Origin of the sequence: Marseilla massiliensis, from assembly GCF_016899855.1 — a bacterium.
Classification (GTDB): Bacteria; Bacteroidota; Bacteroidia; order Bacteroidales; family Bacteroidaceae; genus Prevotella.
In genome coordinates, this window is record NZ_JACJJG010000034.1 from 1 (window position 1) to 15,171 (window position 15,171).

Below are 15,171 nucleotides of genomic sequence, written 5' to 3' on the forward strand. Positions count from 1 at the left end.
GCATTGTGCAGGGCTGCACGGTGCTTGGCAAATGCGGGCGGGTCGAGTATAATGAGATCGTATTTACCGTCGGCAGCGTCAAGGAACTTGAATGCGTCTTCGCAGAAGGCTTCATGCCGGTTGTCTCCTGGAAAGTTGAGAGACACGTTGGCGTTGGTCAGTTCTATGGCTTTAGCACTGCTGTCGACGGAGTGTACGAGGTTGGCTCCTCCCCGCATTGCATATACAGAGAAACCGCCGGTATAACAGAACATGTTGAGCACGGTGCGCCCCTTGGCATAACGCTCGAGCAAGCTGCGGTTGTCGCGTTGGTCGACGAAGAATCCTGTCTTTTGTCCCTTGAGCCAGTCAACGTGGAACTTTAGTCCGTATTCTACGGCAATGTTATCGTTGCATCCGCCGTGGATGAAGCCGTTTTCTTGTCTCAGGCCTGCTTTGTATGGCAGCGTTGTCTCGCTTTTGTAAAAAACATTTTCAAGCCTTTGTCCCATGACGTAGACAAGAGCCTGCGCTATGGCTTCGCGGCAAATATGCATGCCCACACTATGGGCTTGCATGACGGCTGTTTTGCCATAACAGTCGATGACCAGCCCCGGCAGGTTGTCGCCTTCGCCGTGCACTAATCGGAAAGTGTTGTTTTGCGGATTGTCGGCAATGCCGATGGCTTGCCTCATTGTTAATGCCGACGACAGGCGGTTGCGCCAGAAAGTGTCGTTTATCTGAATGTCATCGAACGATAATACGCGTACTGCTATGCTGCCTATCTGGAAATGTCCTACAGCGACGAAATCTCCCGATGATGTGAGTACACGTACGAATTCGCCTTCCTGTATGCCGTCATCGACGTGGGCTATAGCTCCGGAGAACACCCAAGGGTGAAATCTTTTTAGGCTTTCTTCTTTGCCTTTCTTTAAATATACGTTTTTATACATTGTAATTCGGTATGGTTTCTTTCTCGTCGGTCTTTACCAATTCGTAGTCGCCTGTAGCTTCAAGCCTTAGCAACTCTTCGTATATGTTGATGCATGCCCATGCGTCGGTTGCGGCATATAGCTTTTGGCTGTCTGTGAGGACATCTGCCTCCCAGTTGCTCAAGCGTACAGACTTGCTTATCTTTTTGTGGAAAAAGTTTGCATACAGTTTCTGTAAACTTAGGTCTTCGACTCCAAGTTCGCCTACATGTTTCTGTAGGTCGATGAAGTTGCCCGGCGTGAAGTCGGCGCGTTTGTGCAGGGATAATATGTCATCATGCAGTGACAGTCCGACTTTCGGTATCTTTTTGTCTTCAAGCAGATTGATGACAGGCTGCGTCAGTCCCATGATATTGAGTCTGAAGAGGAAGCATGTGTCGTGTGTGGAGACTTGTAGTAGGGCAACGACGTATGACCGTCCCTTCTTGAACGATGGACGAGTCTCTGTGTCTACGCCTAATATGTCTTGTGACAATAGGTAGCCGACTGCTTTCTCAGCTTCGCCGGCCGTGTTTATCACTATTATGCGGCCATCGAAAACAGCTCTTGGCAGGGCCTGGATATATTGCTTGTCAATTTTGCTGTATATAACTTTTTTCATTTACTAATATAAAATGATGTTTGTTTTGTCTCGACAAACAGTGTGCAAAAATATAAAAAAAAGGCGACATCATGGCTTATTCTGACAATTTTCGATTACTTTTGCAAATAAAACTTTCGACAACAACTGATGGCCAAGAAAAAAATCATGCGCACCGATAAGTCCTTTAGTGAGGTTATCGGGCTGAAGAGTGTATTGCAAAACGATATATTAAACTTTATTTTCGGAATAATATTGGTATTATTGTCCATTTATGTTATAATAGCGTTTATTTCATATTTCTCTACCGGACAATATGATCAAAGTATAATACTTGACCACAGCCCTCACGAAATCCTCAATAAAAACGGTGAGTTCAAGAACAGCTGTGGCTCGTTCGGTGCTTTTGTGTCTTATTTTTTTATATCCAGGTGTTTCGGCCTTTCTGCGTTCATAATTCCCGTGTTTATGGGCATGGCCGGATTGCGGCTTGTACGGGCCTACAAGATAAACTTGTTGAAATGGTTTTTCTGCCTGATGATAGCCATGATCTGGTTCTCGGTGGCTTCGGCCAAGCTCCTTACACCGATAATGGGCAGTTCTATTTTCAATCCGGGTGGAGATCATGGGTTGTATTGCAGTCAATGGCTTGAGAATATTGTCGGCGTTTATGGTCTAATGGCGATATTGTTGCTGACGGCCGTCGTATTCCTGACATATCTCAGCAAGGAGACAATAAACGTGGTGCGTAATATTCTAAATCCCGTAGGGACTCTTACCGGTAGGGTGACGTTTGGCATAAAGAACCTCGCCGAGAAAAATGACGTACAACAGGAGCCGGTCACAACATTGGATGATCCGACGGTGTTTGACAATCCAGAGCCTCAGCAGGTTGTCTTTACGGACACGAATACAGAAAACACCGATAAGGGCAAGCCGGAAACGAATGACACTACAACGAAAGCGGAAAGTGGCGAAAACCAGAAAATAATAATTAATACGACCGGAAATGAAACTAAGGCTGATTCAAGCGATGTTTCAGGTTGGAAGGATTTGTCTGTACCTATTGACCCTCATGAACCGTGGACGAAATACAGGTGCCCGACTCTTGACCTCTTGAAAAAGTACGAGAATGACGGCAAGCCTTACATCGACATGAAGGAGCAAACAGCCAACAAGAACCGGATTGTGGAAGTTCTAAACAGTTTCGGAGTACAGATAAAGACTATAATGGCTACTGTAGGTCCGACCATTACCTTGTATGAGATAACGCCTGCCGAGGGTGTTAAGATATCGAAGATCAGGAACCTTGAGGATGATATCGCTTTGAGCCTTGCTGCACTCGGGATAAGAATTATTGCCCCTATTCCGGGTAAGGGTACTATTGGTATCGAGGTGCCTAACAAGAAACAGAATATCGTTTCCATGGAAAGCATACTAAACTCAAAACGTTTCCAGGAAACCGCTATGGATTTGCCTATTGCTATAGGCAAGACCATAACTAACGAGATTTTTATGGTTGACTTGGCCAAACTGCCGCATTTGCTTGTTGCCGGTGCTACAGGACAGGGTAAGTCTGTTGGCCTGAACGCTATAATAACGTCGTTGCTTTACAAGAAGCACCCCAACGAATTGAAGCTTGTGCTTATTGATCCGAAGAAAGTCGAGTTTAGCATTTATGCTCCGATAGCCCAGCATTTTATGGCGAAAGTTCCTGATGATAATGAGGAACCGATTATTACGGATGTAACAAAGGTGATACGTACGCTTAATAGTCTGTGCAAGCTAATGGACTCACGCTATGATATGCTAAAGCTGGCCGGTGCAAGGAACATAAAGGAATACAACAAAAAATATGTGAACCATCAGCTGAAACTTACTGACGGTCATGAGTATATGCCTTATATCGTTGTTGTAATAGACGAGTTTGGCGACCTTATAATGACGGCCGGCAAAGAGATTGAAATGCCGATAGCACGTATTGCCCAGTTGGCACGTGCGGTCGGTATACATATGGTTATTGCGACCCAGCGTCCTACAACGTCGATTATAACCGGTAACATTAAGGCTAACTTCCCTGGAAGAATGGCTTTCAGGGTAAGTGCAATGATTGATTCCCGTACAATTCTCGATCGTCCAGGCGCTAACCAGCTAATCGGACGTGGTGACATGTTATTCCTCAACGGGAACGAACCTGTCAGGGTACAATGCGCCTTCGTTGACACGCCTGAGATTGAACGTATCAACCAGTATATTGCCAGTCAACCAGGACCGCTCGAGCCAATGGAACTTCCGGAGCCTGTTGAAGCTGATAGTGCATCTTCCGGTTCGGGTGGAATGGAAATGCATAACCTCGACCCTCTCTTTGCGGAGGCTGCTGAAGTAGTAGTACTTAGCCAACAAGGTTCAACCAGCATGATACAGCGCCGATTCTCAATCGGATATAACCGTGCCGGTCGACTGATGGACCAGCTCGAGAAGGCTGGTATTGTGGGAGCAACGCAAGGTAGTAAACCTCGTGAGGTGCTCATTCAAGACAAAACAAGCCTTGAAGCATTGCTTGCACAATTGAAATAATAGTTAGTAAGTAATATTTATTCTTATTATAAGTTTCTCATGAAAAGATTGCATTTTATTATCGTTGCATTGTTGTTGTCAATGGCTGTTTATTCTCAAAATGCGGCCCAGGCACGTAAGATACTTGACAAAACAGCCGCTGTTGTTGGACGAAAGGGGGGCGCAAGTGCTGATTTCAGTATAAGCGGCAAGCATGCCAATGCCTCTGGTACGATATCCATAAAGGGTAATAAGTTTAACGCGCGCACCCCGCAGGCTATCGTATGGTATGACGGAAAGACACAATGGACATATTTGAAGTCGAGTGGCGAGGTTAATATAAGCACACCCACAGAGGCACAGCAGCAGTCAATGAATCCGTATAAGTTTATAAATATCTACAAGAACGGTTTTAGGCTTGGCGTAAAAAATGTGTCAGGTGGATGGCAGGTGCATTTGTATGCTACAAACCAACAGCGTACAATCAAGGAGATGTATGTCATTGTAGGTAAAGATTATTATCCGCGTACTATTAAGATGAGGCAAAGCAATGGCTGGACTACCATTAAGGTATCTAATTTCAGGGCGCGTAACCTAAGTGATGCAACGTTCCGTTTCAATAAGAAAGATTATCCTCATGCCGAGATTATCGACTTGAGATAAAACATGAAAGGTACGATATGGAAAGACACCAGATGCAAACCGGCAACCGACTGAGCAAGTTTCAGCTGCTTCGGATATTGCGTAAGCATGTCAAACTTGCAGAGAAGCGTAGTGTTGCTTATGAACAAAACAAGGCGGCAAAGTTCTTCATTTATCTGATGTGGGCTTTTGCGGTGGTTTACATTATATTTATAGCCATAATGCTGGCTTTAATTGCCAACGATTCAGATACGTTGACGCCATACGAGTTTTTCTATGGAGTGTCACCATTTCTTCTTGTTGCCGATTTCTTGTTCAGGTTTATTGGCCAGCAGACTCCTGCCCAGCTCATCAAACCGTACACTTTGCTACCCATACCGAAATATGCCTGCGTTGAAATGTTCATCGTCTCGAGCATAATAACACCGAACAACCTTATATGGCTTTCTGTAACCGTGCCCTACGTCATAATGACTACACTTTTCTCTTATGGCTTGCTGACGGCGTTGGGACTTGTCGTATCTTTCCAGCTTATCGTTACCGTCAACAGTCAATGGTATATGCTTGCAAGAACACTTATCAGCAAGAACTTGCTGTGGTGGTTGTTGCCAATAGCTGTTTATGCACTGATTTTTTCGCCATTATATTTGGGCGATATAGACAAAATGTTTGAAATATGTGTCGGTATAGGCCCGTGGTTCGCTTTCTGGAATCCGCTTGCATATATTGGTGTCGCGGCTGTTTTGTTTGCGTTTGTTGAAATAAATAAACGGATGCAATATCGTTGTACTTATCTTGAGAGTTCAAATGTAGAGTCGAGGCGGATGAAGACGGTTACCGAGTGGCGAATGTTCGACCGCTACGGAGAAATAGGTCAATACCTCAAGCTTGAAGTAAAAAGCCTGATGAGAAATAAGAACATACGTAAGTCGTTTATCTATGCCTCGGTCGGAATAAGTATACTCAGTCTTGTTATTTCATTGACCGATTTGTATCAGGACGATTATTCACGTGCTTTTTGGGCGGTATATACTTTCGTGCTTTACGGTTCTATCACGCTTATCAAGATAATGAGCGCTGAAGGCAATTATATTGATTGTCTTGTGATACACAAGGAGAACATAATGCAGTTGCTCAGGGCAAAGTATTATTTGTACGGCTCAATACTGATATTGCCGTTCCTGCTCATGTTGCCTACTGTATTTACGGGTAAGTACACTTTTCTTGCACTTTTTTCAATGATGTGTTTCACGGCTGGCCCTGTGTATTGCCTTCTCATGCAGATGGCTGTCTACAATAAGCAGACTATGCCTCTGAATACCAAGTATATAAGCAAGGGTAGCATAGAAACTAATTATTTCCAGATTGTGGCAGAATTGGCTGCGTTGTTCCTGCCCGTGGTAATTATATCATTGCTGAAGGCAGCATTCAGTGAGAACACGGCTTATATAGTTCTTTTGGCGGTTGGGGTAGTGTTTATTTTGACACACAAGTTCTGGTTGTACAATATTTACAAGCGTTTCATGAAACGCCGTTACATCAACATGGAAGGATTCAGGGCTACGAGATGACGTATGAGTCATGATTAGTGTTTGTCGCTCTTGTAACATGCTGATTACCAAAGATATATCTTTTGCTTGCGAAAGACGGCAAACCGTATCGCGAAAGACGGCCTTTAACAATCTTAAAGGCCGTCTTTTGTTATCTCAAAGGCCGTGTTTGGAAAAGAGCTTGTTGTTTTGTAGGTCTTTAGAAACTGTTTTGATTTTTAAAGAATTTGTTTTTTTAAGAGGAAACTATATATTCTTTGTTAATGTCTTTAGCGTATTTTCAGTCTTGAGCACATGCGCATTATGGTCGTACCTCTGTTGGATAGTGCAGCGTAAAACGCCCCGATGCAGTGTAAATATAAGTATTGAGAAACTTTTTTAATATTATTTAGTTTCAAAAATTTCGCTTATGAGACCATAATGTAGTATTTTTGCGCTAAATTTTAAAACGTGAAATTATAAACTACAGGAATTATGGCAGAATCAATGGATATCCGCGAACTTAATGTCTTGATAGAACAAAAAAGCTCATTCGTGGCTGGCCTCACGGCTGGTATGAACCGCGTGATAGTGGGGCAGAAGCATTTGGTTGACTCTTTGATTACAGGTTTGCTCAGCGACGGCCACATATTGCTTGAGGGTGTGCCGGGCCTGGCCAAGACGCTTGCCATCAAGACACTGGCGCAATTGGTTGACTCCGAGTACAGTAGGATTCAGTTTACTCCCGACTTGTTGCCTGCCGATGTTGTGGGTACTATGATATATTCACAAAAGGACGAGAAATTTCAGGTGAAGAAGGGCCCTGTATTCGCCAATTTTGTATTGGCCGACGAAATCAACCGCGCTCCGGCGAAAGTGCAGAGCGCTTTGCTTGAGGCCATGCAGGAGCATCAGGTTACAATAGGAAGTACGACATTTGATCTGCCGAAGCCGTTTCTCGTGATGGCTACACAGAACCCCATAGAGCAGGAGGGTACTTATCCGTTGCCTGAAGCCCAGGTAGACCGTTTCATGCTTAAGGTCGTGATGGACTACCCAACACTCGACGAAGAGAAATTAATTATACGTGAAAATCTTGAAGGTGCGCTGCCTGAAGTAACTCCGGTTGTTACGGCAGACGATATACTTGCTGCCCGTGAAGTGGTACGCAAGGTGTATATTGATGAAAAAATAGAGCAATATATTGCGGATATTGTGTTTGCTACCCGCTATCCTGACAGGTACGGCCTGCCTAACTTGAAAGGCTTGATAACCTTTGGCGGTAGTCCCCGTGCAAGCATAAGCTTGGCAAAGGCATCCCGTGCATACGCATTCATCAAACATCGCGGATATGTAATCCCCGAGGATGTGCGTGCGGTTGCGCATGACGTGTTGCGCCATAGGATAGGCCTGTCGTATGAGGCTGAGGCAACCAATGTCACTGCCGAGGAGATAATCAGTGAGATAATTAATAAGGTGGAGGTACCTTGATGGATACCCAAGAAATACTAAAAAGGGTAAGGAAGATAGAGATAAAGGCCCGAGGATTGAGTAACAACATCTTTGCGGGCCAGTATCACTCCGCTTTCAAGGGTAGGGGCATGGCCTTCAGCGAGGTGCGCGAATATCAGTATGGCGACGACATACGCGACATTGATTGGAATGTATCGGCCCGTTTCCATAAACCTTACGTCAAGGTGTATGAGGAGGAGCGTGAACTTACGGTGATGTTGCTTGTAGACGTGAGCGGCTCGCTGGATGTAGGTACGCGCAATGCCACAAAGCGTGAAGTAGTTACCGAGATAGCTGCAACGCTTGCCTTTAGTGCCATACAAAACAATGATAAAATAGGCGTGATATTTTTTTCGGACAAAATAGAAAAATATATTCCGCCGAAAAAAGGGCGTAAGCATATCCTCTTTATAATACGGGAGATGCTTGATTTTACCCCTGAAAGCAGAAAGACGGACGTAAAGGTGGCCGTTGAGTTCCTTACAGGCGTATTAAAGCGCAGATGTACTGCGTTTCTTATGAGCGATTTCTGTGTGAGAGATGATTTCACCAATGCCTTGACAATATGCAACCGCAAACATGATGTTGTTGCCGTACAGGTATATGACAGACGTGCCGAGTCGTTGCCAAATGTTGGCTTGATGAAAGTTCTTGATGCGGAAACAGGTCATGAAATGTATATAGACACGAGTGACAAGAGATTGCGCCGTGCGCATAAAGAGCATTGGCAAAAACGGCAGACCATGCTGGCCGATACATTCAACAAAAGCAATGTTGATAATGTGTCAATCGCCACTGACAAAGACTATGTCAGGGCTTTAATGCAACTGTTCGCAATGAGGAGCTGATACGGTTCGGTCTGTATTCTTTTGGCTTGGAATACGTGGCGGGATTTATCCGTTAGCCCCGTATCCTGTTATTAACGATTAAAGTAATGATGAAACGTCTAATTTGTGCAATATTGCTGGCTGTCTGTGTGTCAGGCGTTATGGCTCAAGTATATGTTGAATCAAAAATTGATTCAATCGAGATTCTAATAGGTGAGCAGACTGGCCTTACGTTAAGTGTTACAGCCAGGAATGGTGCCAAGGTGGTAATGCCATCTTACCAGCCGTCAGAGTATATCACTCCGGGCGTGGAGGTGCTGTCGCATACAGATGCGGATACATCCCATCTGGACAATGGGCTTGTAAAGATAACAAAAAAATATACATTAACCTCGTTTGACGAGAAATTATATTATCTGCCGCCAATGACGGTGACAGTGGACGGCAAGCGCTACAAAAGTAAGAACCTGGCCCTTAAGGTTCTTACCGTGCCGGTAGATACGTTGCACCCGGAAAAATTCTTCCCGCCTAAAGGAGTGCAAAACAATCCTTTTATGTGGAGCGAGATGGAGCCGGCTTTCTGGTTGAGTGTGTTGTTCGTACTTGTGTGCGTGGTGGCTTACTATCTGTGGACACGGTTAAAGGAGAATAAGCCAGTAATAGCACGTGTGCGTATTATTAAAAAGGTTCCTCCGCATCAGAAAGCCTTGACTGAGATAGAGCAGATTAAATCGGAAAAGATGTCGGCTTCAGAGGACCAGAAGACTTACTATACCCGGCTTACCGGCGTGCTCAGGACATATATTAAGGAACGCTTTGGTTTCAATGCGATGGAGATGACCAGTTCGGAAATTATAGACCGTCTGCAACGTGAAGGTGACAGGAAAATGACGGAAGAGTTGAAGGAACTTTTTACGACGGCAGATTTGGTTAAGTTTGCAAAATATTCGACTTTAATAAATGAGAATGATGCCAACTTGGTAAATGCCGTGGAGTTTATCAATACTACTAAGATTGACAACCAGCCGACCGTTGAGCGAGTCGAACCGAAACTCACTGATACAGATAAACGCAGCATAAGGTCACGTTCGGCACTCAAGTTGTCGATAGCTGTGCTTGTCGCTGCCGCGGTTGTGCTTCTTGTGGTAGTTGCATATCAAGTGTATTTGCTGATATTGTAAGTGATTAGTGGATTATGGAATTTGTCAATAAAGAATATTTCCTACTGCTATTATTGCTCGTACCTTACTTGATTTGGTACTTGCTTTACGGGAGAAAGAGCGAACCATCCATGCGTATGAGCGATACGTACGCTTATCAGTATGCGCCAAAAAGTTTGCGCGTGCGTTTGGCTTGGTTGCCTATGTTATTACGCATTGTTACATTTATACTTATAGTCTTGGTGCTGGCGAGGCCGCAAACGCGCAATGATTGGGGTAAACGAACGGTTGAGGGCATTGATATAATGTTAGCCATGGACGTGTCGACCAGTATGTTGGCTGAAGATTTGAAACCGAACCGTATAGAGGCAGCAAAGAGTGTGGCTGCAGAATTCATCTCTGGTAGGCCAGATGATAATATCGGCTTGACCATATTTGCAGGTGAAGCGTTCACGCAATGTCCTATGACCACAGACCATACTTCATTATTAAACCTGTTGCAGAACGTGCGTACCGATATTGCGGCAAGAGGACTTATCGAGGATGGAACAGCCATTGGTATGGGATTGGCTAATGCTGTAGGTAGACTGAAAGACGGTAAGGCAAAAAGTAAGGTGGTAATACTTCTTACGGACGGAAGTAACAATATGGGTGACATATCGCCTTTGACGGCCGCAAATATAGCTAAAAGTTTTGGAATAAGAGTATATACAATTGCTATAGGCAGCAAAACGATGGCGCCATACCCAATGCCTGTAGGTGGAACAGTGCAATATGTAAACATGCGTGCCGATGTGGACGTTGAGACATTAAGCGAAATAGCCTCAACTGCTGGAGGGCATTTTTATCGCGCCACAAATACAGCTGAGTTAAAGAAAATATACGAAGATATAGATAAATTGGAGAAGACCAAGATGGATGTCAAGAAATTCTCCAAACATTATGATGCTTACCAACCTTTTGCGATGGCGGCGTTCATTACGATGTTGCTCGAGGTACTGTTGAGATTGGTAGTGTTCCGTCGGATACCGTAATTAAAGTAAAATTGAAAGACTTATGTTCAGATTTGAAGACCCGGCATATTTGTATTTGCTGATATCCTTACCATTGCTAATCCTTATAAGGATGTATGGTTTGCGTAAGCGGAAAAAGCAGCTAAAGGATTTTGGAGACATTCTTTTGGTGAAAGAACTTATGCCGAATGTTTCCGGAGGAAGGCGGGAATTGAAATTTTGGCTAATGCTGGCTGCTGTTGCCCTGATAGCCATAATGCTGGCCAGGCCGCAGATGGGTACAAAGATAAGCCAGGATAAGCGTCAGGGCATAGAGGTAATGATTGCTCTTGACATAAGTAACTCTATGAAGGCTGAAGACGTTGCTCCGTCGAGGCTGGACAAGAGTAAAATGATGATAGAGAATCTTGTAGACAATTTCACGGATGACAAAGTGGGTCTTGTGGTTTTTGCAGGTGATGCATTCATCCAGCTGCCAATAACGAGTGATTACGTTTCCGCTAAGATGTTTCTCCAGAATATAGACCCTTCACTTATTGCCAGCCAAGGAACCAATTTGGCGGAGGCTGTAGGCTTGAGCTCCAGAAGCTTTACCAAACAGGACAATGTTGGTCGTGCGATAATTGTGATAACTGATGGCGAAGATCATGAGGGTGGGGCTGTAGAAGCAGCAAAGCAGGCCAAGAAAAATGGCATGCGTGTATTTGTTTTGGGAGTAGGGTCTACAAAGGGTACACCTATTCCAGATGGTAACGGAGGTTACATGAAGGACAATACAGGCCAAGTTGTTATGTCTGCATTGAATGAGGAAATGTGTAAGCAAGTAGCCGAAGCTGGTGGGGGTGCATATATTCATGTAGATAACAATAATCTAGCACAAAGACAGCTAGATAATGAAATATCGAAATTGCAGAAAGGAGATATTATGAATGTTGTTTATAGTGAATATGACGAACAGTTCCAAGCTGTAGGTATATTGCTCATTATAATATTGATCGTTGAAACAATTGTCCTTGAAAGCAAAAATCCGTTGCTTAGAAAGGTAAAACTATTCAAGTAATTGTATGAAATTAAAAATGGCAAGGTATATTTTATCCATATTATTGTTCGTGTTTGCATTGACGGTAAATGCACAAAATGACCGTCAGTTGATAAGAGAGGGTAACCGTATGTTCAACAAGCAGCAATACGACAAGGCAGAGATACAATACCGTAAGGCCGTATCGAAAAATCCTTCAAATCCGCAAGCCGTATATAATCTTGGTTGTGCCCTGATGATGCAGAACAAAGATTCTGCAGCCATAGTGCAGTACGAGAAAGCTGCTAAACTTGAGAAAAATAAGTTTCGTCTTGCGAGTGCGTATCACAATATAGGGGTAATTTGCCAGAACCATAAGATGTATGGAGATGCAATTAAGGCATATGAACAGGCTTTAAGAAACAATCCCAAGGATGACGAAACACGTTATAATCTTGCTTTATGCAAGAAATTGCAGAAAAACGACAAGAAAGATAATAACAAGAAGAAGCAGGATAAAAAGAATGAGAATAATGACTCGCAGAAGAATAATGATAAAAACAATGATAAGAACAAGGGCGAGAATAAACAGCAACAGCCCAAAGAACAAATGAGTAAGGAAAATGCCGAACAACTTTTAAATGCAGCAATTCAGAACGAGAAGGCAACTCAACAACGTCTGAAGAAGGCAATGCAGAAACCGGGTCAACGCAGGAGAAGTGAAAAGAACTGGTAATGTATGATAAAAACCGATATGAGGTGACAGATATGAGACGATTCGTTTTTCTTTTACAATTCGTATTATACGGAGTGATATTTGCTAATGCGCAGAAGCTTATTGTCAATGTTCCATCCCAGGTGGCCGTTGGCGAGAACTTCCGTCTTACATATACAGTAAACACGCAAAATGCAAAGGACTTTCATATAGGTAATATTCCTGATGCATTAGAGGTAATTACCGGCCCGTTTAAGTCTGTACAGGCAAGTTATAGAATGGTCAATGGCCATACGACAGGTGCATCTTCTATAACTTTTACTTTTATTTTGTGTGCTTCAAAGAAGGGTTCGTATACTATTTCTCCAGCCCAGATTACGGCAAATGGAAAAAGAGTCTCATCAAGTTCTGCGCGTGTCAAGGTTTCCGGAGAGTCTCAGGACAATTCCGGCGCTCCGAGGATGCATGAGGAAACGGACGACCAGCCACGTTTGCGTGATGCGGGAACGCCTATAACAGGTCGTGACCTTTTTATTAAGGTTAGCGCAAACAAGCGTAGGGTACATGAGCAGGAGCCTGTTCTTCTTACGTATAAGGTTTATACTTTGGTTGATTTAACGCAGTTGGAGGGCAAAATGCCTGATTTGACAGGATTTCATACTCAAGAGATACCTTTGCCACAGCAAAAATCATTTCATATAGAGCGTGTTAACGGACGCCCGTACCGTTGTGTTACGTGGAGTCAGTACGTGATGTATCCGCAAATGACAGGCAAATTGGAAATTCCCAGCATCACTTTTAATGGTACGGTAATCCAACAGAATCGTAATGTCGACCCATTTGAGGCTTTCCTTAACGGAGGTTCTGGATACATTGAAGTTAAGCGAGCCATAAAGGCGCCAGGCATGACAATTCAAGTAGATCCTTTACCTGCAAGGCCCGCGAACTTTTCAGGAGGTGTAGGTAAATTTAATATAAGTGCCCAGATAAGTAAAACTGAGGTTAAGGCTAACGAACCTGTAACTATTCGTGTTGTAGTCGGCGGTATTGGAAACTTAAAACTGATAAAGCAACCGATTGTCAATTTCCCGAAAGATTTTGACAAGTATGACGCAAAGGTTTCAGATAAGACGAAACTTACGCAAAACGGTGTGGAAGGTAACATGATATATGACTTCATGGCCGTGCCACGTAATCAAGGTGATTACGTAATACCGGCTATTGAGTTTGTTTATTATGATACGGATTCAAATACTTATAAGACAGTAAAAACGCAATCATTCAATCTCCATGTTGCTAAAGGGGAAGGAGGCGGCAGCTCATCCGTAGACTATAGCGATATGAAGGATAAGGACATACATCCAATTAAGGAAGGTGATTTTGATATACAAGATACAGCTAATATATTTTATGGTTCGGTTGCCTATTGGGCGCTTTTGTCGGTGTTGTTCATTATCTTTGTAGGAGTTTTGATAATATTCCGTAAGCGTGCCATTGATAATGCAAACATAACCCAGCTTAAGATAAAGAAGGCCAATAGAATTGCGACCAAACGTCTTAAGTATGCTAATAAATTAATGCTGAATGGCGAGCATGATAAGTTTTATGATGAAGTTTTGCGGGCTTTGTGGGGCTATGTTGGAGATAAACTGAACATGCCGGTTGAACATTTGTCACGTGAGAATATACATGACAATCTTTCACATCGTGAGGTTGACGATGAGACTATAGGATTATTCTTGCGGGCTATTGACGAGTGTGAATACAATAGGTATGCGCCAGGTGACACCAAAGGAAATATGAATCAAACATTTGAAGCAGCCATGACGGCTATAATAAAGATTGAAGACGTGTTAAGCGGGCTCAAGAAAAGAAAAAACGGTGTAAATATGGTGATACTGTTGGCATTTTTGGCCGTTCTTCCTGCTCAGGTAAGTGCTGTAACGAAAAAGAATGCTGACGATGAATATAAGAAAGGTAATTATCAGCAGGCAATCAGGGATTATGAAGAACTGCTTAAACAAGGGCCAAGCGTGGAGTTGTATTATAATCTCGGTAATGCTTATTTCCGTACAGATAATATAACTCGGGCCGTGTTGAACTATGAACGTGCGTTGTTACTTTCTCCAGGTGATGACGACATAAAGTTTAATCTGCAGATGGCGCGTTCTAAGACGATAGACAAGATTACTCCGAAGTCGGAAATGTTTTTTATAACATGGTATAAATCATTAGTCAACTTCACAAGTGTTGACGGGTGGGGCAAGACTGCAATAATGAGCATAGCCATCGCATTGGTGCTGGTTCTGCTTTATTTATTCGGACATAAGATAGTGCTGCGTAAGGTCGGGTTTTACGGAGGAGTATGTTTTTTAGTCTTGTTTGTGTTGGCTAATATTTTTGCCTATCAACAGAAATGCATTCTGACGAAACGTACAGGTGCTATCATTACAGCCCCGTCTGTATCACTGAAGAAGACCCCAGTGGCTAATAGCGAATCAAATACGATTCTTCATGAAGGTAGTCGGGTTGAGATCATCGACGACACAATGAAAGATTGGAAGTTTGTAGAGTTGGAAGATGGACGTGAAGGATGGGTGCCGTCAAACCGTCTTGAGCGTATATGATGATAAGTTGCTGTACTCTGT

The 15,171-nt window shown here is 43.4% G+C and carries 12 protein-coding genes and 1 pseudogene; 11 read left to right on the top strand and 2 right to left on the bottom strand.

The annotated features are described in order from the left end of the window. Positions 1-932 (bottom strand): class I SAM-dependent rRNA methyltransferase (locus H6A34_RS07565; RefSeq protein ID WP_205104597.1); only part of this gene is annotated, 932 nt, incomplete at its 3' end. Further along, entirely contained in the window at positions 925-1,572 is a 648-nt protein-coding gene (locus H6A34_RS07570; RefSeq protein ID WP_021947146.1) for a 3'-5' exonuclease, read from the bottom strand. The genes H6A34_RS07570 and H6A34_RS07565, both read right to left, overlap by 8 nt. A gap of 129 nt (positions 1,573-1,701) precedes the next feature. On the opposite strand from H6A34_RS07570, the gene H6A34_RS07575 reads away from it, so the two are divergent. From H6A34_RS07575 to H6A34_RS07620, 11 genes and pseudogenes are all read left to right on the top strand, one after another. Further along, the gene (locus H6A34_RS07575; RefSeq protein ID WP_205104598.1) at positions 1,702-4,128 is read left to right on the top strand and encodes an FtsK/SpoIIIE family DNA translocase; all 2,427 of its coding nucleotides are present in this window, start codon (positions 1,702-1,704) and stop codon (positions 4,126-4,128) included. Between the two features lie 39 nt (positions 4,129-4,167). Beyond that, positions 4,168-4,770 (top strand): outer membrane lipoprotein periplasmic chaperone LolA1, encoded by a 603-nt coding sequence (gene lolA1, locus H6A34_RS07580; RefSeq protein ID WP_205104600.1) that lies wholly within the window; start codon positions 4,168-4,170, stop codon positions 4,768-4,770. 17 nt (positions 4,771-4,787) lie between these two features. Further along, positions 4,788-6,320 (top strand): DUF5687 family protein, encoded by a 1,533-nt coding sequence (locus H6A34_RS07585; RefSeq protein ID WP_205104602.1) that lies wholly within the window; start codon positions 4,788-4,790, stop codon positions 6,318-6,320. Positions 6,321-6,773: 453 nt separating this feature from the next. After that, the gene (locus H6A34_RS07590; protein ID WP_021948375.1) at positions 6,774-7,769 is read left to right on the top strand and encodes an AAA family ATPase; all 996 of its coding nucleotides are present in this window, start codon (positions 6,774-6,776) and stop codon (positions 7,767-7,769) included. After that, complete coding sequence (locus H6A34_RS07595; protein WP_205104603.1) at positions 7,769-8,638, top strand: DUF58 domain-containing protein; 870 nt, start codon at positions 7,769-7,771, stop codon at positions 8,636-8,638. The genes H6A34_RS07590 and H6A34_RS07595 overlap by 1 nt, the downstream gene beginning before the upstream one ends. A gap of 89 nt (positions 8,639-8,727) precedes the next feature. Beyond that, entirely contained in the window at positions 8,728-9,798 is a 1,071-nt protein-coding gene (locus tag H6A34_RS07600) for a BatD family protein (RefSeq protein ID WP_205104625.1), read from the top strand. Between the two features lie 14 nt (positions 9,799-9,812). Next, positions 9,813-10,811, top strand: coding sequence for a vWA domain-containing protein (locus tag H6A34_RS07605; RefSeq protein ID WP_205104605.1), 999 nt, complete (start codon positions 9,813-9,815; stop codon positions 10,809-10,811). A 22-nt stretch (positions 10,812-10,833) separates the two neighbouring features. Further along, positions 10,834-11,850: a vWA domain-containing protein gene (locus H6A34_RS07610; RefSeq protein WP_205104606.1), complete on the top strand. Its 1,017-nt coding sequence runs from the start codon at positions 10,834-10,836 to the stop codon at positions 11,848-11,850. Positions 11,851-11,959: 109 nt separating this feature from the next. Then, a pseudogene (locus H6A34_RS15405) lies at positions 11,960-12,055 on the top strand (tetratricopeptide repeat protein); the annotation flags it as partial. A gap of 9 nt (positions 12,056-12,064) precedes the next feature. Then, complete coding sequence (locus tag H6A34_RS07615) at positions 12,065-12,544, top strand: tetratricopeptide repeat protein (protein ID WP_338088640.1); 480 nt, start codon at positions 12,065-12,067, stop codon at positions 12,542-12,544. Between the two features lie 32 nt (positions 12,545-12,576). Next, positions 12,577-15,150, top strand: coding sequence for a BatD family protein (locus H6A34_RS07620; RefSeq protein WP_205104627.1), 2,574 nt, complete (start codon positions 12,577-12,579; stop codon positions 15,148-15,150). The last annotated feature ends 21 nt before the right edge of the window (positions 15,151-15,171 follow it).